General features: G+C 65.4%; 17 protein-coding genes and 1 tRNA gene. 16 read left to right on the forward strand and 2 right to left on the reverse strand.

Going from position 1 to position 19,858, the window contains the following annotated elements:
* Positions 1-26 precede the first annotated feature (26 nt).
* The 6 genes from RQI28_RS18400 (at position 27) to RQI28_RS18425 (ending at position 8,060) form a co-directional block, all read left to right on the forward strand.
* Positions 27-794, forward strand: coding sequence for a coniferyl-alcohol dehydrogenase (locus RQI28_RS18400; RefSeq protein ID WP_311224107.1), 768 nt, complete (start codon positions 27-29; stop codon positions 792-794).
* A gap of 36 nt (positions 795-830) precedes the next feature.
* Positions 831-2,570: a DUF1302 domain-containing protein gene (locus RQI28_RS18405; RefSeq protein ID WP_311224106.1), complete on the forward strand. Its 1,740-nt coding sequence runs from the start codon at positions 831-833 to the stop codon at positions 2,568-2,570.
* Positions 2,571-2,595: 25 nt separating this feature from the next.
* Positions 2,596-3,954 carry a DUF1329 domain-containing protein gene (locus RQI28_RS18410; protein ID WP_311224105.1) on the forward strand — a complete coding sequence of 453 codons (1,359 nt, stop codon included), beginning with the start codon at positions 2,596-2,598 and terminating at the stop codon, positions 3,952-3,954.
* Positions 3,951-5,009, forward strand: coding sequence for a YCF48-related protein (locus tag RQI28_RS18415; RefSeq protein WP_311224104.1), 1,059 nt, complete (start codon positions 3,951-3,953; stop codon positions 5,007-5,009). The genes RQI28_RS18410 and RQI28_RS18415 overlap by 4 nt, the downstream gene beginning before the upstream one ends.
* Before the next feature lie 75 nt (positions 5,010-5,084).
* Positions 5,085-7,502: an MMPL family transporter gene (locus RQI28_RS18420; protein WP_311224103.1), complete on the forward strand. Its 2,418-nt coding sequence runs from the start codon at positions 5,085-5,087 to the stop codon at positions 7,500-7,502.
* Positions 7,503-7,733: 231 nt separating this feature from the next.
* A complete protein-coding gene (locus RQI28_RS18425; protein WP_311224102.1) occupies positions 7,734-8,060 on the forward strand; it encodes a plasmid stabilization protein in 327 nt (108 codons plus the stop codon).
* Between the two features lie 153 nt (positions 8,061-8,213).
* Here RQI28_RS18425 and RQI28_RS18430 read toward each other — a convergent pair whose 3' ends face one another.
* Positions 8,214-9,263 carry a response regulator transcription factor gene (locus RQI28_RS18430; protein WP_311224101.1) on the reverse strand — a complete coding sequence of 350 codons (1,050 nt, stop codon included), beginning with the start codon at positions 9,261-9,263 and terminating at the stop codon, positions 8,214-8,216.
* Between the two features lie 13 nt (positions 9,264-9,276).
* Positions 9,277-12,810, reverse strand: coding sequence for an ATP-binding protein (locus RQI28_RS18435; protein ID WP_311224100.1), 3,534 nt, complete (start codon positions 12,808-12,810; stop codon positions 9,277-9,279).
* Between the two features lie 181 nt (positions 12,811-12,991).
* On the opposite strand from RQI28_RS18435, the gene RQI28_RS18440 reads away from it, so the two are divergent.
* The 10 genes from RQI28_RS18440 (at position 12,992) to RQI28_RS18485 (ending at position 19,612) form a co-directional block, all read left to right on the forward strand.
* On the forward strand, positions 12,992-13,294 hold the full coding sequence (locus RQI28_RS18440; RefSeq protein ID WP_311224099.1) for an urease subunit gamma: 303 nt from the start codon (positions 12,992-12,994) through the stop codon (positions 13,292-13,294).
* 57 nt (positions 13,295-13,351) lie between these two features.
* The gene (locus RQI28_RS18445; RefSeq protein WP_311224098.1) at positions 13,352-13,948 is read left to right on the forward strand and encodes a HupE/UreJ family protein; all 597 of its coding nucleotides are present in this window, start codon (positions 13,352-13,354) and stop codon (positions 13,946-13,948) included.
* Between the two features lie 33 nt (positions 13,949-13,981).
* Positions 13,982-14,302 (forward strand): urease subunit beta, encoded by a 321-nt coding sequence (locus tag RQI28_RS18450; RefSeq protein WP_311224138.1) that lies wholly within the window; start codon positions 13,982-13,984, stop codon positions 14,300-14,302.
* A complete protein-coding gene (locus RQI28_RS18455) occupies positions 14,299-14,970 on the forward strand; it encodes a LysE family transporter (protein WP_311224097.1) in 672 nt (223 codons plus the stop codon). Before RQI28_RS18450 ends, RQI28_RS18455 begins: the two co-directional genes overlap by 4 nt.
* 71 nt (positions 14,971-15,041) lie before the next feature.
* On the forward strand, positions 15,042-16,784 hold the full coding sequence (gene ureC, locus RQI28_RS18460; protein ID WP_311224096.1) for an urease subunit alpha: 1,743 nt from the start codon (positions 15,042-15,044) through the stop codon (positions 16,782-16,784).
* Positions 16,785-16,888: 104 nt separating this feature from the next.
* Entirely contained in the window at positions 16,889-17,437 is a 549-nt protein-coding gene (gene ureE, locus RQI28_RS18465; protein WP_404976941.1) for an urease accessory protein UreE, read from the forward strand.
* A 3-nt stretch (positions 17,438-17,440) separates the two neighbouring features.
* Positions 17,441-18,181: an urease accessory UreF family protein gene (locus RQI28_RS18470; protein WP_311224095.1), complete on the forward strand. Its 741-nt coding sequence runs from the start codon at positions 17,441-17,443 to the stop codon at positions 18,179-18,181.
* Positions 18,178-18,849 carry an urease accessory protein UreG gene (ureG, locus tag RQI28_RS18475; RefSeq protein ID WP_311224094.1) on the forward strand — a complete coding sequence of 224 codons (672 nt, stop codon included), beginning with the start codon at positions 18,178-18,180 and terminating at the stop codon, positions 18,847-18,849. The genes RQI28_RS18470 and ureG overlap by 4 nt, the downstream gene beginning before the upstream one ends.
* 58 nt (positions 18,850-18,907) lie before the next feature.
* Positions 18,908-18,995: transfer RNA gene (locus RQI28_RS18480), tRNA-Ser, on the forward strand.
* Positions 18,968-19,612, forward strand: a complete 645-nt coding sequence (locus RQI28_RS18485; RefSeq protein WP_311224093.1) for a hypothetical protein — start codon at positions 18,968-18,970, stop codon at positions 19,610-19,612. Before RQI28_RS18480 ends, RQI28_RS18485 begins: the two co-directional genes overlap by 28 nt.
* Positions 19,613-19,858 lie beyond the last annotated feature (246 nt).

Below are 19,858 nucleotides of genomic sequence, written 5' to 3' on the forward strand. Positions count from 1 at the left end.
ACAACATATTCCAAGGAGACAAACCCATGAATCTGATCGGCAAAACCATCGTCATCACCGGCGCGTGTTCCGGCATTGGCGCAGAAACCGCACGGCTGATGCGCCAGCGCGGCGCCCGGGTCATCGGCATGGATCGGAACGACCCGCAACTGACGCTGGACGGCTTCATCAAGGTGGACCTGTCAGAGGAAGCAGCCATCGACGCCGCCGTGCAGCAACTGCCCGACCGTATCGACGGGCTATGCAACGTGGCAGGCGTTCCGGGCACCGCGCCCGTGCATCTTCTGGCAAGGGTGAACTACCTGGGCCAGCGGCACCTGACTGAGCGTGTGGCCGAGCGCATGACCGCTGGCGGCAGCATCGTGCAGGTCTCTTCCATCCTGGGCTACTTCTACCGGGATCGCGCCGCACTGCACAAGGAACTGGCCGGGGTGATCGGTTTCGAGGGGGGGCTTGCGTGGCTAGCCAAGCAACCGGTAGCCCAGCACGGTTGCTATGAGTACTTCAAGGAAGCGCTGATCGTCTGGGTCCTGCAGCGCTCGCAAGGCCTGTTTCGCCAATACGGCGTGCGCATGAACTGTGTGGCACCAGGGCCGGTGTTCACACCCATCCTGGGCGACTTCGTCACGCAGCTGGGAGAGGAAAGAGTGCAGGCCGATGCCCAACGCATGAAGCGCCCTGCCTTCGCGGACGAGGTGGCGCCGGCGCTCGCCTTCCTGTGCAGCGACGACGCACGGTGGATCAACGGCGTGAACCTCCCTGTGGACGGCGGCTTCGCGGCCACCTACCTCTGACAGTTCAGCAAAAACCCACAACGAGGAGACAAAGACATGCGCCTACAACCCATGGCCCTGGCGGCCCTCACCGCCTTGGGGCTCCCATCCGCCCAGGCATTCGACATCGAAACGCCCGACCCCGACATCAAGGTTCGCCTGGACTTCACCCCCAAATTCAGTACGGCATACCGCGTCAAGAACCCGTCGGCTGCGCTGAGCCGGCTTGACGTAGGTGTCGACCCTGGCACCGTGAACGAAGACGACGGCAATCACAACTTCAAGAAAGGCGTCATCTCCAAACGGCTTGATCTGTTGACCGAGCTCGATGTCACCGGCCGCAATTTCGGCATGCGCCTGAGTGGTACCGCATGGCATGACGGTTCGTACACCGGCCGCAACGACTACCCAGGCACACCACTCTATGCCGGCGGCATGCCGCTCGGGCCGGTGGTTTCCACGGCCAACAACCTGCCGAGTCAGGCGCCCAATGAGTTCCTGCCGGCCACCCGACGCCAGCACGGCCAGAGCGGGGAGATTCTCGACGCCTTCGCCTACCTGAAGGGCGACGTGGGCGGCATGCCGGCCACCGTGCGCGTGGGCAAGCACACGCTTCAATGGGGCGAAAGCCTGTTCTTTGGGCAAAACGGTATTGCTAATGCCCAGGGCCCGGTCGACATCGCGAAGATCGCTTCAGTACCAGGCTGGCAGTTCAAGGAGGTATTGCTGCCAGTCGAGCAAATCTCGGGCACGTTGCGCCTAGGTGAAGGCGTGCAGTTGGGCGCTTACTACCAGCTGAAGTGGCGGCCAAGCAAGTTGCCGGGCGTGGGTAGCTATTTCTCCAATCAGGACTACGTGGGCGGGGGGCGTGTCAACTTCGGCAACAACCCCGATGGGTCGCCGAACGAGTTGCCGGTCATGCAGTCGGCCGATATCCGTCCCAAGAACTCGGGCCAGGGCGGGGTGCAGTTGCGCTGGAGCCCGCAGGGTGGCGAATATGAATTCGGCTTCTACGCGGCGCAATACCACGACAAGACCCCCAGCGCGCTGGTCTTCGACTTCGCCCGGGGCAACACGCACCTGGCTTATGCCAGCAACATCCGCACTTTTGGAGCAAGCGTCACCTCGTCCATCGGCCAGCTCAACTGGGCGGTGGAAGGCTCCGTGCGCACCAATGCTCCGCTCAACGGCGACCCGGCCCTGCTGGGTGGACCGAGCCCCATCCCGAACTGCAACACCAGCAACGACACGCCCTGCTACCCGGTGGGCCGAACCGCGCACCTGCAGGTCTCAGGCATCTACGTGCTGCAACCGACTGCGCTGTGGCAAGGGGGCGCGCTGTTGGGCGAGCTGGCCTACAACCACCGTCTGAAAGTGACCCGGGACATCTTCGCCATCGGGCCGGACGGCAGCTGGGTGGGCCTGGGCGGGCTGGACCCGAACACGACCAAGGGCGCCTTCGCCCTGCGCATGCTGTTCGAACCGACCTACTTCCAGGTCGCTCCCGGACTGGATCTTTCAGTGCCCATCGGGCTGGGCTACAACTTTGGCGGCCGCTCTTCTGCCGTCGGCAACTTTGCCGGGGGCGGCTCCAATACCGGTGACTGGACTATCGGCGTCAAGGCCACCTATCAGAACGTCTGGAAGTTCTCGCTCACCTATTCCGACTTCTTCGGCAAAGCCAAAACCTTCACCGAAACGCAGGTGCCGGGGAGCGCATCGCCGCGGCAGCTGAGCTTCGGCCAGACCTTGCGCGACCGCGCCTATGTCGCCTTCAGCGCTACCCGCACTTTCTAAGAGCCCCATACCCAAGGATTTGATGATGACGAAGATGCCCCACACACTCTGGGCGCTGGCTGCCGCCGCGCTGCTCCCGCTGCAGGTCCATGCCGCAGCTTCGCCGGAAGAGGCCGCGCAGCTCAAGACCACGCTCACGCCCTTCGGTGCAGAACGCGCCGCCAACAAGGACGGCACCATTCCCGCATGGGACGGCGGCCTCACCAAGGCGCCGGCCGGCTACCGCAACGGCGACCCGCGCCCCGACCTGTTCCCCGGTGAAAAGCCTCGGCTGCAGATCAACGTGAAGAACATGGACCAGCACGCCGACAAGCTCACCGACGGAGTGAAAGCGCTGATGAAGAAGTACCCCGACTTCCGCATCGACGTTTACCCCACGCACCGCACAGCGGGCGCGCCGCAGTACGTCTATGACAACACGCTGAAGAACGCCACGCGCGCCAAGATGGGCGAAAACGGCCAAAGCGTCGACGGCGCGTTCGGCGGCATACCGTTTCCCATCCCGCGAGACGGCTACGAAGCCATCTGGAACCACCGTCTCGCCTTCTTGGGCGTCAATACGCAAACGCCGCTGCGCGTGTGGGTGATGACCTCGGACGGACGCCGCAGCATGGCGTCGGGCGGCAACCAGACCTTCCGGCGGCCTTACTACGACCCGGAAGTGACGCCGGAGAAGTTCGACGGCTACTACTCGCTGGGCAAGTTCGCCGCGACCGAACCAGGCTCCAAAGCCGGCGAAGCCATCCTTGCGCACGACGGGCTGAACGCCGCTGCGCCGCGCGGGCTGTGGCAATACCTGGTGGGGCAGCGGCGCGTTCGCAAGTCGCCCTCAGTGGGCTACGACACGCCGGATGCAGTGACTTCCGGCATCGGGCTATTCGACGAGGCCTTCAACCTGTTCGGGCCTATCGACAAACACGAACTGAAACTGATCGGCAAGAAAGAGCTGTACATCCCCTACAACAACAACCGTGCGGCCACGGCCAAGGTAGCCGACCTGGTGACGCCCGGCACGCTTAACCCAGACCTGGTGCGCTGGGAACTGCACCGCGTGTGGGAAGTGGAGGCGACCCTGGCAGCAGGCAAGCGCCATGTCGCAGCCAAACGCAAGTACTACATCGACGAAGACAGCTGGCAGATCGTGCTCTTCGACGGTTGGGATGCCAAGGGCGAGTTGTGGCGCACCAACTTCGCGCTGATGCTGACGGCACCCGATATCCCGACCGTGTTGGGCAACGTGTTCTGGGGTGGATATGACATGCAGACCGGCGCTTACTACCTGAACATGGCGACAAACGAGTTGCCAGTGCAGGTCAAGACGCTGCCGACGCTGCAACGCAGCTTCTTCAGCCCCGAAGAGCTGGCGAACGAAGGAACGCGGTGAAGCGGCGCGCCCTGCTGCTGGGCGCCGGCCTGGCGCCCCTGTGCGCAGCGGCGGCTGCGCCCCCGGCGCAAGCCGGTGCAGCGCCCGCGGGCCTGCCTGCCGTGCTGGACCGGGCCTCGATACCGTCACCGCTGGCTGTTCGGGCGGCGCTGCTGGGGGCCACCCGCGCAGGCCAAAGGCTGCTGCTGTGCGGAGAAAGAGGCATCGTGCTGTGGAGCGACGACCAGGGCGCGCAGTGGAACCAGGCTCGTGTGCCGGTGCAGGTCAGCCTGACCGCGATGGCTTTCTCCGACGACCGCAACGGCTGGGCCAGCGGCCACTTTGGCGTTTTGCTGCACACCCGCGATGGCGGCGAAAGCTGGACCCGAGCGCTGGACGGAGTGACTGCCGCCAAGCTGCAGCTGGAAGGTGCCGGAGACGACGCACAGCGACGCACGGCGCAGCGCCATGTCGATGAAGGCCCGGACAAGCCCTTCTTCGACGTGGCGTTGGTCGGCGGGCGACCCTTGGCCGTCGGCGCCTACGGATTGGCGGTGCAGGCGTTGTCACCGGATGGCGGCGCATTCGGAGCGCTGGGCCCGCGACTGCCGAACCCCAAACAGTTGCACGGCTATGCGGTACGCGCTGACGGTGCGCAGGTCTACGTCGCAGGCGAACAAGGTCTGCTGCTGCGCTCCGAAGATGGCGGCGCACGGTTCAATGCCGTGGCTACTCCTTACAAAGGCAGCTTCTTCGGCCTGCTGCTGCCTGCCGATGGTGCGGTGCTGGCCTATGGCCTGCGCGGCAACATCTGGCGCTCTGCCGACCGGGGTGAAAGCTGGGTGCAGATCGCCAACCCGTTGCCCGTCAACCTCAGCGCAGGCACCTTGCTGCCTGACGGCGGAATTGCCCTGGTGGCGCAAAACGGTGATCTGCTCCTCAGCCGCGACCAGGGCCAGCGCTTTGAACATAAGCCCGCGGCTCACCCGACGCCAGCGGCATCGGTCACCGCCACTGCCGATGGCCGCCATCTGGTACTGGGCGGGCTGCGCGGCGTGCAGCGGCTGGCGCTCTGAGCGTGCAAGGCCCTCGCCGACCGCCCGGCTGATCTTTCCTCTTCCTCTTCTTCCCCCGACACCGAGAACCCGAACGTGAGCCTGCCCACAGACGACACCGCGCAGCCGGTCATCAGCCAGCTGGAGCATTTCGACACCGCGAGCGGCTCGGCCGCCGAGCGCCTTTTCTTCAACCACCGCCCGTGGGTTTTGTTGCTCAGCCTGATCGCCACGCTGGTGCTGGGCTGGCAGGCTCTGGCCATCCAGCTGTCCGCCAGCTACGACAAGACCATCCCCACGCGCCATCCCTACATCGTCAACTTCCTGGAGCAGCGCGACCAGCTCGGTGGCGGGGGCAATGCGCTGCGTATCGCAGTGGCGGCACGCGAGGGCACCATCCTGGACAAGGCGTATCTGGAAACGCTGCGCCAAATCAGCGATGAGCTATTTTTGATGCCCGGCGTGGACCGCCCTTTCCTCAAGTCGCTGTGGACCAGCAACACCCGCTGGGTCGCCGTGACGGAAGACGGGCTGGATGGCGACACGGTGATGAGCGACAGCTACGACGGCAGCGCTGAATCGATGGTGGCGGTGCGCGCCAACATCGAGCGCTCCGGTGAGATCGGCCAGCTCGTCGCGGCCGACTTCAAGAGCACCATTGTCTACGTGCCGCTGCTCGACAAAGACCCGCGCACCGGCCAGGCGCTGGATTATGGCGAGCTGGGCCGCCAGCTCGAAGCCCTGCGAGACCGCCACAGCAGCGACCGTGTAGCGTTGCACATCACAGGCTTTGCCAAGGTGATGGGCGACCTGATCGAAGGCGTGCGCCTGGTGGCGGTGTTCTTTGCGCTGGCCCTTTTGATTTGCGGGGGCGTGCTGTTTGCCTACACCCGCTGCGCGCGCTCGACCTTCATCGTGGTCGCGTGCTCGCTCGTCGCAGTGGTGTGGCAGCTGGGGCTGTTGCGCTTGCTGGGCCAGGCCCTTGACCCTTACTCAGTGCTGGTTCCCTTCCTGGTGTTTGCCATCGGCATGAGCCATGGTGCGCAGAAGATGAACGGCATCCTGCAAGACGTGGGGCGCGGCACGCACCGCGTGGTGGCCGCGCGCTACACGTTCCGCCGCCTCTTTATGGCAGGGCTTACAGCGCTGCTCTGCGACGCGGTGGGCTTTGCCGTGCTGGCGCTGATCGACATACGCGTCATTCAGGACCTGGCTGCCAACGCCAGCATCGGCGTGGCAGTGCTGGTGTTCACCAACCTGGTGCTGCTGCCCGTGCTGCTGTCGTACCTGGGTGTGAGCCCGCAGGCGGCGCAGCGCAGCCTGCGGCAGGAACAGGCGGGCGAGCTGCGTGGCGCCTGGGGCTGGCTGGCGCAGTTCACACAACGGCGCCCTGCGCTCATCGCCATCGCCGCATCGGTCGTGCTGCTGGCGGGGTCGGTGGCGCTGTCGATGCGCATTCAGGTCGGCGATCTGGACGCCGGCGCACCCGAGCTGCGCGCCGACTCCCGCTACAACCGCGACAACGCCTACATCACACAGAACTACGCGGCGAGCACCGACATCCTCACCGTGATGGTGACATCGCCCGACGACCAGTGCACCCGCTATGCCACGCTGGGCCAGGTGGATGAACTGGCCTGGCGGCTGCAGCAGCTGCCCGGCGTGGAGGGCACGCAGTCCATGGCGGGGCTGGCAAAACTGGCCATGGTCGGTTTCAACGAAGGCAACTTCAAGTGGTATGAACTGATCGCCAACGACCAGGCGCTGGGCGGCGTACAGGCCATCGCACCACGCGAACTGCTCAACAAGGCCTGTTCGTTTCTCAGCCTGCATGTCTTCTTGAAGGACCACAAGGCAAGCACGCTGGACCGCGTGGTCGCAGAAGTAGAGGCCTTCAAGGCATCGCGCCCACCGTCGGACGTGCGCTTTTTGCTGGCAGCCGGCCCTGCAGGCGTGGAAGCCGCCACCAACCTGGTAGTGCGCAAGGCGATGCGCGAGATGCTGCTGTGGGTCTACGGAGCAGTCATCTTGCTGTGCTGGATCACCTTCCGCTCGTGGCGCGCCACCGTGGTTGCCGTGCTTCCGTTGGTGCTGACGTCGATGCTGTGCGAAGCCTTGATGGTGCTGCTGGGCATGGGCGTGAAGGTGGCGACGCTGCCGGTGATCGCGCTGGGGGTGGGAATCGGTGTGGATTACGCGCTCTACGTGCTCGCCGTCATGCTGCAGCGCCTGCGCCGGGGCGACACGGTGGACCAGGCTTACCGCGCGGCCTTGCAGTTCACGGGTCGCGTGGTCATGCTGACCGGTCTCACCCTGGCGCTGGCCGTGGGCACGTGGTTCTTCAGTCCCATCAAGTTCCAGGCAGACATGGGCGTTCTGCTGGCCTTCATGTTCCTCTGGAACATGGTGGGCGCCCTGGTGTTGCTGCCGGCGCTTGCGCACTTTTTGCTGCCGCCTCTGCGCCACATGCCAGCCACCGTGCCCGCCGGGCCAGGGCGCTCCAATCCGGCCTGAGCCGGCAACCGTGACGGGGCGGGCGCGGCGGCGCCCCCCCCGATTCAGGCCCCAGCTTCAGCTCCAGCGCGCGCCTCGGCCTGACGGCCCGCTGACAAGCGCCGTCCTACGTTGCGCGGCGCGCGCGGCCGACAGCGCCCCCATGGGCGGGTGCCATCAGATGGCGAACATGTGGCCGGACGACAGTCGCTCCGGCTTGCCCGTTCACCCCCACACCCACGGAGGTATGCCATGCCCCAAGCAGCCTGGAGCGCCAAGCGCGAACGCCAGTACGACCACATCAAGGACAGCCTGAAGGAGCGCGGGCGCAGCACCAAGACGGCGGAATCCATCGCCGCGCGCACGGACAACAAAGAACGCGCACAGCACGGCGAGGCGAAGAAAGCCAACCCCAAGACCGTGCGCGACACGCCCGCATCCGTTCGCGGGGGCCAGCGGTCACATGCCGGCGCGCAGGGCCGCACGCGCGAGCAGTTGTACGAAGAAGCCCGCAAGAAAGGCATTGCGGGTCGCTCCAAGATGAACAAGGCCGAACTGGAAAAAGCCGTCGGGCGTTGAGTCTCATCATCTGCTATTAATAATATAGCTGCTCGCGCTTTCGCTTCAAGGGCTAGAGGCCTAAAACGCTCAAAATAAGCTATTGGCACATCTCGCAGAACGACGAGAGCCCCGGGACGCACGCCACGGCCTCTCGGCCTGCCTGAAGCACGGCTACCTTTCGAACTGCGGGTGCGACTGCCGGATGCGCGCCATGGCCGCGCCGGCGGCAGCCGTGCGCGTTTCCACCCCCAGCTTGACGTACACCCGTTCCAGATGTTTCTTCACGGTGGCCGGGCTGGAGCCGAGGATGTCGCCGATGTCCCGGTTGGTCTTGCCCTTGACCAGCCAATACAGCACCTCGGCCTCGCGTGCCGTGAGCTTGAAGCCCAGCGCCATGGCTTCGATCACCGCCGCGTCGGACACTTCGCGCATCACGATGAGCCAGTCGCCCCCACCTTCGCTGTCACCCGTCTGCTGGTGGAGGCTGAAAGACAGCCTCCGCGCGCCGCGTTCGATCACCAGCCGTGGCGGCTCGATCTGCTGCGCGGCAAGCGCCGGCACCTGCGGCAACTGCGTGCGCAGCCAATCGGTCACGGCCCCGGGCGCAGCGGCCGCGTCGGCGCCGCCGGCTGGGCCCCCTGCATCGAAGTAGTCACGCAGCAGCGTGCGTGCCAGTGCCGTCTGCCACATCAGCCGCCCGTCACTGGCACGCACGGTGATGCTGGCGTAGCCGAAGGCGTCCAGTGCATTGCGCGCCTGGCCAGCCTGCCGAACCTCTTGCCGCGCCCGGCGCGCGCCCTGCAGGTGGACGTTCATGCGGGCCAGCACTTCGCGCGGCTTGATCGGCTTGGTGACGTAGTCGACGCCGCCGGCAGCCAGTGCCGCCTCCAGATGCTCGGTTTCGGTGAGTCCCGTCATGAAGATGATGGGAATGTGCGCGGTGGCGGGCAGGCTCTTCATTCGCCGCGCCACCTCGAAGCCATCCATGCCCGGCATCATCGCGTCGAGCAGCACCACGTCGGGCAGGGCCTGCGCTGCCCGGGCCAGGGCCGTTTCGCCGCTGGTAGCGACCAGCACGGTGTAGCCGGATTCGTCCAGCGCATCGTGCAGCATGGCCAGGTTGTCGGGCACGTCGTCCACGATCAGCACCAGGTCGGACTGGGCGCGGTCCATGGCGGAGCCAGGCGCTGTGGCGTGCAGCAAGGGGGTGGCGGTGTTCATCGGTGTTCCATATTCAGGTGCCGGAAGGTGCCGACACTGCGGCCGGGAACATTCGGCCTACGGCTTCGAAATCGAACTGCCGCGCGAGCGTGCGGGCTTCTGCCACCCACGCCGCACATTCGGGCTGCGCAGCCTCGATGGCGGCGAGCTGGTTCAACACGCCCCGGTAATAGCCCAGCGCCACGGCTTCGGCCAGCGGCGGCAGTCGCGCTGCATCGGGCGCCATCACGGGCGTCGCCGCAGCCGTGACAAAGGCCACGTCGGACTGCGTTGGCACGGCGGCGGCATCCAGCCATTGCAGCTCCAGGCGCCGCTCCAGCCAGTCCAGCAGTTCGCTATGGCGCACGGGCTTGACGATGAAGTCCTCCGGCCGAATGCCCACATCGTTCTCCAGCCCCTTGTCGAAGGCATTGGCCGAAACGACGGCAACGTGCGTGTGCTCATGGCCGGCCGCGCGCAGACGGCGAATGGTCTCCCAGCCGTCGATGCCGGGCATGGCGAGATCCATCAACACCACGTCGGGCCGGTAGCCTGCGGCCAGCAGGTCGAGCGCGTCGTGGCCGCTGGCGGCGGTGCGCAGATCGAAGCCGATGGGGCCGAGCAACTGCACCAGCAGTTCGCGGTCGGCCTCTTCGTTGTCCACCACCAGCACCTGGCGACGCGGTCCCGCGTAGCCGCGACGTACGGATCGCGCTCGGGCCACGGGCTGCTCGGCGCCCAGCGCGCCCGGATGCACTTCGGGCAGGAACAGGCGTATGCGGAACAGCGCCCCGGCGCCCGGGTGGCTGGTCACGGTCATCTCGCCGCCCATCAGCTCGGTCAGCATCTTGGCGATGGTCAGCCCCAGGCCGGCACCTGGTGCGGTGCCCTGGCTGCTGGCCGCGCCGCGCGCGAAGGGCTCGAAGATGCTGGCGCGCTCGGCTTCTGTCAGGCCAGGGCCGCTGTCCTCGATCTCGATCAGGGCGAGTTCGCGCGCATGCCGCACGCTCAGACGGACATGGCCGCTGGCGGTGAACTTGATGGCGTTGCCGATCAGGTTGATGAGGATCTGCCGCACCCGCCTGTCGTCGCCGCGCACCACTTCGGGCAGCACGCCCTGCGGGTCGAACTGAAACTGCAGCCCCTTGGCGCGCGCCTGCGGCTCGAACATTTCGCACATCTCGTGCACGCAGTCGGCAAAGCGCATGGGCTTGACCTGCAAGGTGAGCTTGCCGCTCTCGATGCGGGCAATGTCCAGCGTGCCCTCGATCAGCGACAGCAGATGCTCGCCCCCGCGCCGGATCACGCCCACTGCCTGCTGGCGGTGCGGCGGCACTGCCGTGTCTTCGCCCATCAGCTGTGCGTAGCCCAGGATGCTGTTGAGCGGCGTACGCAGCTCGTGGCTGATGGCGCTGATGTAGCGGCTCTTGGCCTGGTTGGCCTGGTCGGCGAGCTTGCGGGCGTGCTCGGCCTCTTCACGCGCTTCTTCCGCCACGCCGCGTGCCTGCTCGGCCGTGCGGCGGGCGTCCTGCAGGGCTTCGTCGGTGCGGCGGTGAAGGGTGATTTCGCGCTGCAGCAGGTGGGTCTGGCGGTTGGACTCTTCCTGCGCGACCTTGCGGCTGGTGTGCGCCAGCACCAGCCACCAGGCGACGATGCCCGAGATGACCAGCAGCGCAAGATAGGCTTTGAGCAGCCCTGAGCGCAGCGCCGCCACCGGCGCGCCGGCAGGCCCGACCGATTGCAGTTCCTGGTGATAGAACAGGCCGAACACGGCGGCCAGCAGCGGCGCGATGACCAGCATCAGCAACAGAAAGTGGCCCAGGCCGGTGTCGAGCAGGCGCCACGCCCGGCGCGGCAATAGCCAGCGCAGCGCAGCGCTCCACTGCACGGCCAGGTGCGCATGCGGTTTGCACATGTCGCCGCAACGCGCATCCAGGGTGCAACACAGCGAGCAGATGGCGCCGCGGTAGGCCGGGCACTGCGCCATGTCGGGCGCTTCGTACTCGCGCTCGCACACCACGCAGCGCTGCACGCCAGCCGGATCGCCAATAACCACGGCAGGACGCGCCAGGTAATAACGCCCGCGCGTGGCCCAGGCGATGAGCGGCGCGCTGACGAATGCCGTCACCATGGCGATGACGGCTGAGAAAGCCTGCGCCAGCGGCCCGAAAAACCCCAGGTGCGCCCCGATGGACAAAGCCGATGCCAGCACCATCGCGCCCACGCCCACCGGGTTGATGTCGTAGAGGTGCGCGCGCTTGAACTCGATGCCCTTCGGCGACAGGCCCAGCGGCTTGTTCACCACCAGGTCGGCCACCACGGCCATCATCCAGGCGATGGCGATGTTGGAGTAAAGCCCCAGCACCTGGCCCAGCGCCTTGAAGACGTTCATCTCCATCAGCATGAAGGCGATGAGCGTGTTGAACACCACCCACACCACGCGGCCCGGGTGGCTGTGGGTCAGGCGCGAGAAAAAGTTGCTCCACGCAAGCGAGCCCGCGTAGGCGTTGGTCACGTTGATCTTGATCTGCGAGACCACGACGAACAGCGCGGTGGCCGCCACCGCCCAGCCGTAGTGCGGAAAGACGTATTCATAGGCCGCCAGGTACATCTGGTTCGGGTCCACCGCACGCTCCACCGGCACCATGTGGGTGATGGCAAGGTAGGCCAGCAGCGCGCCGCCCAACATCTTGATCACCCCCAGCACCACCCAGCCCGGCCCGCCCATCAGGACGCCGAGCCACCAGCGGCCGCGCCGGGCGGGCGTGTGCGCCGGCATGAAGCGCAGGTAGTCGGCCTGCTCCCCCATCTGGGTAATCAGCGCAATGCCGACGGTCAGAGCCGCACCAAACAGGGGCAGGCTGAACGCCGCACCGGAACCAGATTCACCACCGTAGTGCAGAACACCAGAAAACGCACCAGGTTCGCGCACCCATACGAAGACGAACGGCACCACCAGCATCACCAGCCACAGCGGCTGTGTCCACATCTGCAGCCGGCTGATGGCCGACACGCCATGCGTCACCAGCGGAATCACCACCAACGCGCAGATCAGGTACCCCCAGCGCGGGGGAATGTCGAGCGCCAGCTCCAGCGCGTAGGCCATCACGGCCGCCTCCAGCGCGAAGAAGATGAAGGTGAATGTGGCGTAGATCAGCGACGTGATGGTGGAGCCGATGTAGCCGAAGCCCGCGCCGCGCGTAAGCAGGTCCATGTCCACGCCGTGCCGCGCGGCATACACGCTGATCGGCCAGCCGGCCATAAAGATGATGAGCCCGGTGGCCAATATCGCCCAGAAGGCATTGGCCCAGCCGTACTGCACCAGCAGCGTGGCACCCACCGCCTCCAGCACCAAAAACGAAGCGGCGCCGAACGCCGTATTGGCCACCCGCCATTCAGACCAGCGGCGAAAGCGCTGGGGCGTGAAGCGCAGCGCGTAGTCCTCCATGGTCTCGGTGGCCACCCAGCTGTTGTAGTCGCGGCGCACCTTGACGACCTGCTGCGGCACGGCGTCCAGCGGCGGATGAGCTGCGTCGGCGGTCAGGGCTGGGGGGTGTACGGGCGGCATGGCGGCGACTGGCGGGGTGCAGGTTCCATGCCATCGGCGGACTCCGCCCGGGCGCACGGTCACCGCCATTTGGCGTATGGACGGGCACGGCGCTTGCTGAATACGATGCGGCCTGCGCTCGCTCATGCGCCTTCATGCCTTCATTCATCCTCCCGCTCTTACCGATCTTCCCGGCCACGCCATGGAACTCACCCCCCGCGAAAAAGACAAGCTGCTCATCTTCACCGCCGCTCTGCTGGCCGAGCGGCGACGCGCGCGCGGGCTCAAGCTCAACTACCCCGAAGCGCTGGCACTCATCAGTGCCGCCGTGATGGAAGGCGCGCGCGATGGCAAGACGGTGGCGCAGCTGATGAGCGAAGGCCGCTCCATCCTCACGCGGGCAGACGTGATGGAAGGCGTGCCGGAGATGATTCCCGACATTCAGGTGGAAGCCACCTTCCCGGACGGCACCAAGCTCGTCACGGTGCATCAGCCCATCATCTGACACCCACTTATCAAGCCAAATAAGCCTCTAGCGCTTATACCTATTGGACTTTATGCTATGAAAAAAGAAGCAAAGCAAATCGCCACCCTCGCCGCCCTCTTGCTGCCCGCTCTGGCCCTGGCACACCCCGGCCACGGCGCTGACGACGTGGTGCACGCCAGCGCAGGTTTTCTGGACGGCCTGATCCATCCCTTCACCGGGCTTGACCACCTGGCCGCCATGCTGGCCGTGGGCGTATGGAGCGCGCTGGCCGTGCGGCCCGTGTGGCTGGCACCAGCAGCATTCGTGGCGCTGCTGACGGCAGGTGCGGCGGCGGGCTTTGCCGGCGTGGCCGTGCCGGCCGTGGAACCGATGATTGCCGCATCGCTGCTGGTGCTGGGCCTGCTGGTGGCCTGGCGGCGCCATCTGCCGCTGGCCTTGGCGGCGGGGCTGACGGGTGTATTCGCGTTCTTCCACGGCGCGGCGCACGGCACCGAACTGGCAGGCAGCAGCCAGTGGCTGGCACTGGCCGGCATGGTCATCGCCACGGCCGTGCTGCATGCGGCCGGCGTCGCGCTGGGCCACGTGGTGATGGCGCGCCACCGCTGGCTTGCCGTGGCCGGCGGCGCGGGTACGGCGCTGCTGGGCGCGGTGCTGCTGGCGCGGCTGGCTTGATTGCTGCCTTTTCCACCTATGACAGGCACAGCCATGATTCCTGGCGAACTCTTCATCGATGACGGCGAGCATGTGCTCAACCCGGGCCGCCGCACCCTGACCACCGTGGTGCGCAACACGGCCGACCGGCCGATTCAGGTCGGCTCGCACTACCACTTTGCCGAGACCAACGGCGCACTCGACTTCGACCGCGCAGCAGCGCAGGGCATGCGCCTGAACATCGCCAGCGGCACGGCGGTGCGCTTTGAACCTGGGCAGCAGCGCACGGTAGAGCTGGTCGACTACGCGGGTGACCGTGTGGTGCACGGCTTTCGCGGACTGACGCAAGGGCCGCTGGGCTCATCACCCCGATGACCACGCTGTTCATCGCGGCTTTTTTGCTGGGGCTGGTGTTCAACGCCGCGCCCGGCGCAGTGTTTGCCGAAACCGTGCGCCAGGGCGTGCGCGGTGGCTTTCGCCCGGCACTGGCCGTGCAGGTCGGCTCGTTGGTGGGCGACGCCACCTGGGCCGTGCTGGGGCTGGCCGGCATCGGCATGGCAATGCAGGTGGAGGCTTTGCGCTGGCCTGTCGGCCTGGCAGGTGCCGCCTACCTGGCCTGGCTGTCGTGGGACAGCTGGCGCGCCGCCCGCGTGGAATATGCGCTGGATGCCACGCCTGCACGCGCCGGCCGGCAGGCGCTGCGCAGCGGCATGGTGCTGTCGCTGACCAATCCGCAGAACCTGGCTTACTGGGCCGCTATGGGCAGCGCGCTGGGCGCCGTCGGCGTGACCCAGCCCACTGCGGGCGACTACGGCGTGTTCTTCGCCGGCTTCATGGCGTCGTCCATCCTCTGGTGCTTCGTCTGCGCCGCCGTGGTCGACCGGCTCTTTCGCCGCGCCGGCGCACGCTGGGCACGCTTCACCTACCGCGTGTGCGCTGCCGTGCTGCTGGCCCTGGCACTGGGCACCCTGCGCGACCTGCTGTATGGCACGCCGGCATCCACTTCCGCTCCAGCCGCAGCGCACGGCCAGCCCCTGCGCTGAGTGGGGCCGTGTTGAGCTGATCTGACTTCCCCATTCATCCGAACGAACCGCCCGAGAGCTGGAGACCATCCATGGCCACTGTTTCAAAACGCGCCTATGCCGAGATGTTCGGCCCCACCGTCGGCGACCGCGTACGCCTGGCCGACACCGGCTTGATCGCCGAAGTGGAGCAGGACTACACGCTGCGCGCGGGCGCCTATGGCGAGGAAGTGAAGTTCGGCGGCGGCAAGACCATTCGCGACGGCATGGCGCAAAGCCAGCGCACGCGCGACGGGACTGGAACGGGCCCCTCCGACGGTGGCGCGATGGACACGGTGCTGACCAACGCGCTCATCATCGACCACTGGGGCATCTTCAAGGCCGACATCGGCTTGAAAGGCGGTCGCATCGAAGCCATCGGCAAGGCTGGCAATCCCGACACGCAGCCCGGTGTGGACATCATCATCGGCCCCGGTACCGAGATCATCAGCTGCGAAGGCCTGATAGTCACCGCGGGCGGCATCGACAGCCACATCCATTTCATCTGCCCGCAACAGATCGAAGAAGCGCTGGCCTCGGGCATCACCACCATGCTGGGCGGCGGCACGGGCCCCGCCACCGGCACGCTAGCCACCACCTGCACGTCCGGCCCCTGGAACATCGAACGCATGCTGCAAGCGGCAGATGCGTTCCCCATGAACCTGGGCTTTCTGGGCAAAGGCAATGCCAGCCTGCCGGGCGCGCTGCATGAACAGATCGATGCCGGCGTCATCGGCCTGAAGCTGCATGAAGACTGGGGCACCACGCCGGCCGCCATCAGCAATTGCCTGGACGTAGCCGACGCCACCGACACGCAGGTGGCCATCCATTCCGACACACTCAACGAGAGCGGCTTCGTCGAAAACACGATCGCCGCTGTGGCAGGCCGCGGCATTTGCGCCTTCCACACCGAAGGCGCGGGCGGTGGGCATGCGCCCGACATCCTGCGCGTGGTGGGCGAAGACAACTTCCTGCCCTCGTCCACCAACCCGACCATGCCTTACACGGTGAACACGCTGGACGAGCATGTGGACATGCTCATGGTGTGCCACCACCTGGATGCCAGCATTGCCGAAGACCTGGCCTTCGCCGAAAGCCGCATCCGCAAGGAAACCATCGCCGCCGAAGACGTGCTGCACGACCTGGGCGCCATCAGCATGATGAGCAGCGACAGCCAGGCCATGGGCCGCGTAGGCGAGGTCATCCTGCGCACCTGGCAGACGGCCCACAAGATGAAAGCCCAGCGCGGCGCACTGTCGGGCGACACCGACCGCTGCGACAACACGCGCATCAAGCGCTACATCGCCAAGTACACGATCAACCCCGCCATCGCCCACGGCATTAGCCACGAAGTGGGCAGCATCGAAGTGGGCAAATGGGCCGACATCGTGCTGTGGAAGCCGGCGTTTTTCGGTGTGAAGCCGGCGATGATCCTGAAAGGCGGCTTCATCGCAATGGCCGCCATGGGCGATCCGAACGCGTCCATTCCCACTCCGCAGCCGGTGCACTACCGCCCCATGTTCGGCGCCTACGGCGGCGCACTGACGCGCTCGTCGCTCACCTTCGTATCGCAGGCAGGGCTGACGAACGGCATCGGCGAACGTTTCGGCTTGGCCAAGCCGCTATCGGCCGTGAAGAACATTCGCGGCGTGCGCAAGCAGCACATGGTGCACAACAGCTATACCCCACGCATGGAGGTGGATGCGCAGACCTACACGGTGCGCGCCGACGGTCAGTTGCTGACCTGTGAGCCCGCCACGCTGCTACCGATGGCGCAGCGATACTTTCTTTTTTGAGCGACCGCTCGCTGAGCAGCGAGCCGGCCGAAAGGCAATGCGATGTGGGGCTCGCTCGAAATCGCTTTTCTTCCTTTCATTTCCTGCCCCGATACCGAACCTCCATGCTTCACATCAGCAAATGCATACCCCGGGGCCAAGGCCTGGCCCCTGTCCTGATCAAGCGCGCAGCCACGCTGGAACTGGACTGGGACACGCGCCAGAAGAGCCGCTTTGCCGCCAGCGATTCCACCTGCCGGGCGCTGGGCATCTTCCTGCCGCGCGGCACAGTCGTGCGTGGTGGCGACGTCTTGGTAGCGGAAGATGGATCGATGATCCGCGTAGTGGCCGCGCCGCAAACAGTGCTGCGCATCACGCATTGCAGCCATCACGGCACGCCGTTCGATCTGACCCGCGCCGCATATCACCTGGGCAACCGGCACGTGCCCATCGAGCTGACAGCGGCTTATCTGCAGATCGAGCCAGACCACGTGCTGGCCGACATGCTGCGGGCCATGCACCTGATCGTGGCGGAAACGCAGGCACCGTTTGAACCCGAAGCTGGCGCCTATGGTGGTGGCCACCACAGCCATGCTCATGCGCACGAACATGCAGAAGGTGACGGCAAGCACGAGCACGGCCCTGCCCACGATCACGCACACCACGCCCACTGACCTGTGACGGCACCACTGACTGCGCCCACCAACGCGTGCACCGAAGACGCCACATCATTGCCTGCGGCCAGTCTGCTGCAGCTGATCTGGCTGGCATCGCCGGCCCTGCCCGTCGGCGGATTTTCGTACTCGGAAGGACTGGAAGTGGCCGTGGAGCGTGCGGGTGTTGCTACAGAAAGCGCAGCATCCGATTGGCTGACCGAACAGTTGCAGCTGACGCAGGTGCGAGGCGACATGGCGGTGCTGCAACAGGCCCTGGCTGCCTGGCGCAACACAGACCACGCGCGGGTTCGCGTTTTGAACGACTGGGTTCTGCATACGCGAGAAACCAGCGAAATGCGGTTGCAGACAGAACAGATGGGCCGCTCCTTTGCCGACTGGCTGCGCAACCAGCATGCCTGCGACGCCCAGCGCCTGCTCGATGTCGCGGCGCTGGCGGCGCTGCCTCCCACCTACCCCGTGGCCTTTGCACTGGCTGCGTCATTCACCGAAGCCAGCGCGCGCGACGTGCTGCTGGCTTACACCTTCGGCTGGGCTGAAAACATGGTGCAAGCGGCACTGAAAGCCGTCCCGCTGGGCCAAAGCGCAGGCCAACGCATCCTGGCGCGGCTGGCCGCCGCCATGCCTGCGGCGGTGGCCTGCGCCCTGCAGACCGGTGACGCCGAAAGACAAGCCTTTTCCCCCATGCTCGCCATCCTGTCGGCGCAGCATGAAACCCAGTACTCACGCCTTTTCCGATCATGAACACCTCGTCTTCCACCGCCTCCCCCGCGCTGCATCACATCCCGAACCGCACCAAGCACCTGCCCCCGCTGCGCGTCGGCATCGGCGGCCCCGTCGGCTCGGGCAAAACGACCATTTTGGAAATGCTCTGCAAGGCGATGCGCGCCGAGTACGACCTGGTTGCCATCACCAATGACATCTACACCAAGGAAGACCAGCGCCTACTGACCGTCAGCGGCGCGTTGCCAGCCGAACGCATCATGGGCGTGGAAACCGGCGGCTGCCCCCACACCGCCATTCGCGAAGACTGCTCCATCAACCTGGAGGCCATTGACCGCATGCTGGTGCAGTTTCCCGATGCTGACGTGGTTTTCGTCGAGAGCGGCGGCGACAACCTGGCCGCCACCTTCAGCCCCGAACTCTCTGACCTGACCATCTATGTCATCGACGTCGCGGCCGGTGAAAAAATCCCCCGCAAAGGCGGGCCCGGCATTACGAAGAGCGACCTGTTCGTGATCAACAAGACCGACCTGGCGCCGCACGTTGGTGCCAATCTGGAAGTGATGGAGTCCGACACGCGCCGCATGCGTGGTGCAAAGCCGTTTGTGATGACCAACCTGAAAACACTGCAAGGCGTCGATGAGGTAGTGCGCTTCATCGAACAAAAAGGGCTGCTGCAGACCCGCTGACCTGCGGCGAAACGCAAATGGGGCAACAGGCAAAGGCTAGAATGCCAACCTGCTTTCCGGAGACTTGGGTGAGCGGTTTAAACCAGCAGTCTTGAAAACTGCCGACGGGCAACCGTCCGTGAGTTCGAATCTCACAGTCTCCGCCAGAATGCCAACAAACAAGCGCCTATCGGGGCGTTTTTTTGTTTTACCCATCAATGGTGAGGGGTTCGATGTGACCGGCAAGGCGCGCGAACCAATGGGTGCCGACCTGCTGCGTCAACGCAGGAATCTGCTTGTTATCAGCTTGGCGTTGGTGGCAGTGCAGCTAGCTGGCGCGACCTTTGAAGGCAAGGTGTCCATCTTCGGCGCCGGCATCACGTTTGACCATCCAGAGCGCTTGCTGCTCGGTGCATGGGTGCTCTGGGGATATTTCCTGCTTCGATACTGGCAGTACCTGAAACAGGAAGGCGGGCTCGGCATCCATGCCGCCATGGACAGGCGGATTTTCAAATGGTGTGAGGTGGATACTCATGATGGCGAGTACCTTTTCTACATCTGGTGGAGAGGTTTGCTATCTTGGGAGTTGTGTTCGCATAGGACCGATGAAGCGGAGGAACGTATGTCGCGTTCACTGCGGGACCCAGAAAGTGGCTGGCTGAAGCGCTGCATGGCCGTGCGAGCATTTGTTTTCGTCGCACTCAACACTGACTACCTGTTGCCATTTGCGGTTGCTGCGCTACCCGTTTCGCTGACTGTGGTGAATTTCACTCTCAAGCCATGAAGGCGTGGCCAGGCGCCCGAATTGAAACCGCATTGAAAGCCAGCTTTTGCGCAGGGGAAGGTGTATCGATTTGCCGTTGAAATCTGCCTCTTGCGCTTATAGGGTAAGCGCTGACAGCTATCAAATTAGCAGCAATCTCTCACTCGCAGACGTCCAATCTTTGAAATCCGCATTTGATTGTTTTCATAGCGGTGGGATTTTTTCCGCGCGTGCGGAACATGAGGGCATCCAGGGACAAGTCTCATA

This window comes from Acidovorax sp. WCS2018Noco2-16 (genome assembly GCF_031843945.1).
GTDB lineage: Bacteria > Pseudomonadota > Gammaproteobacteria > Burkholderiales > Burkholderiaceae_C > Paracidovorax.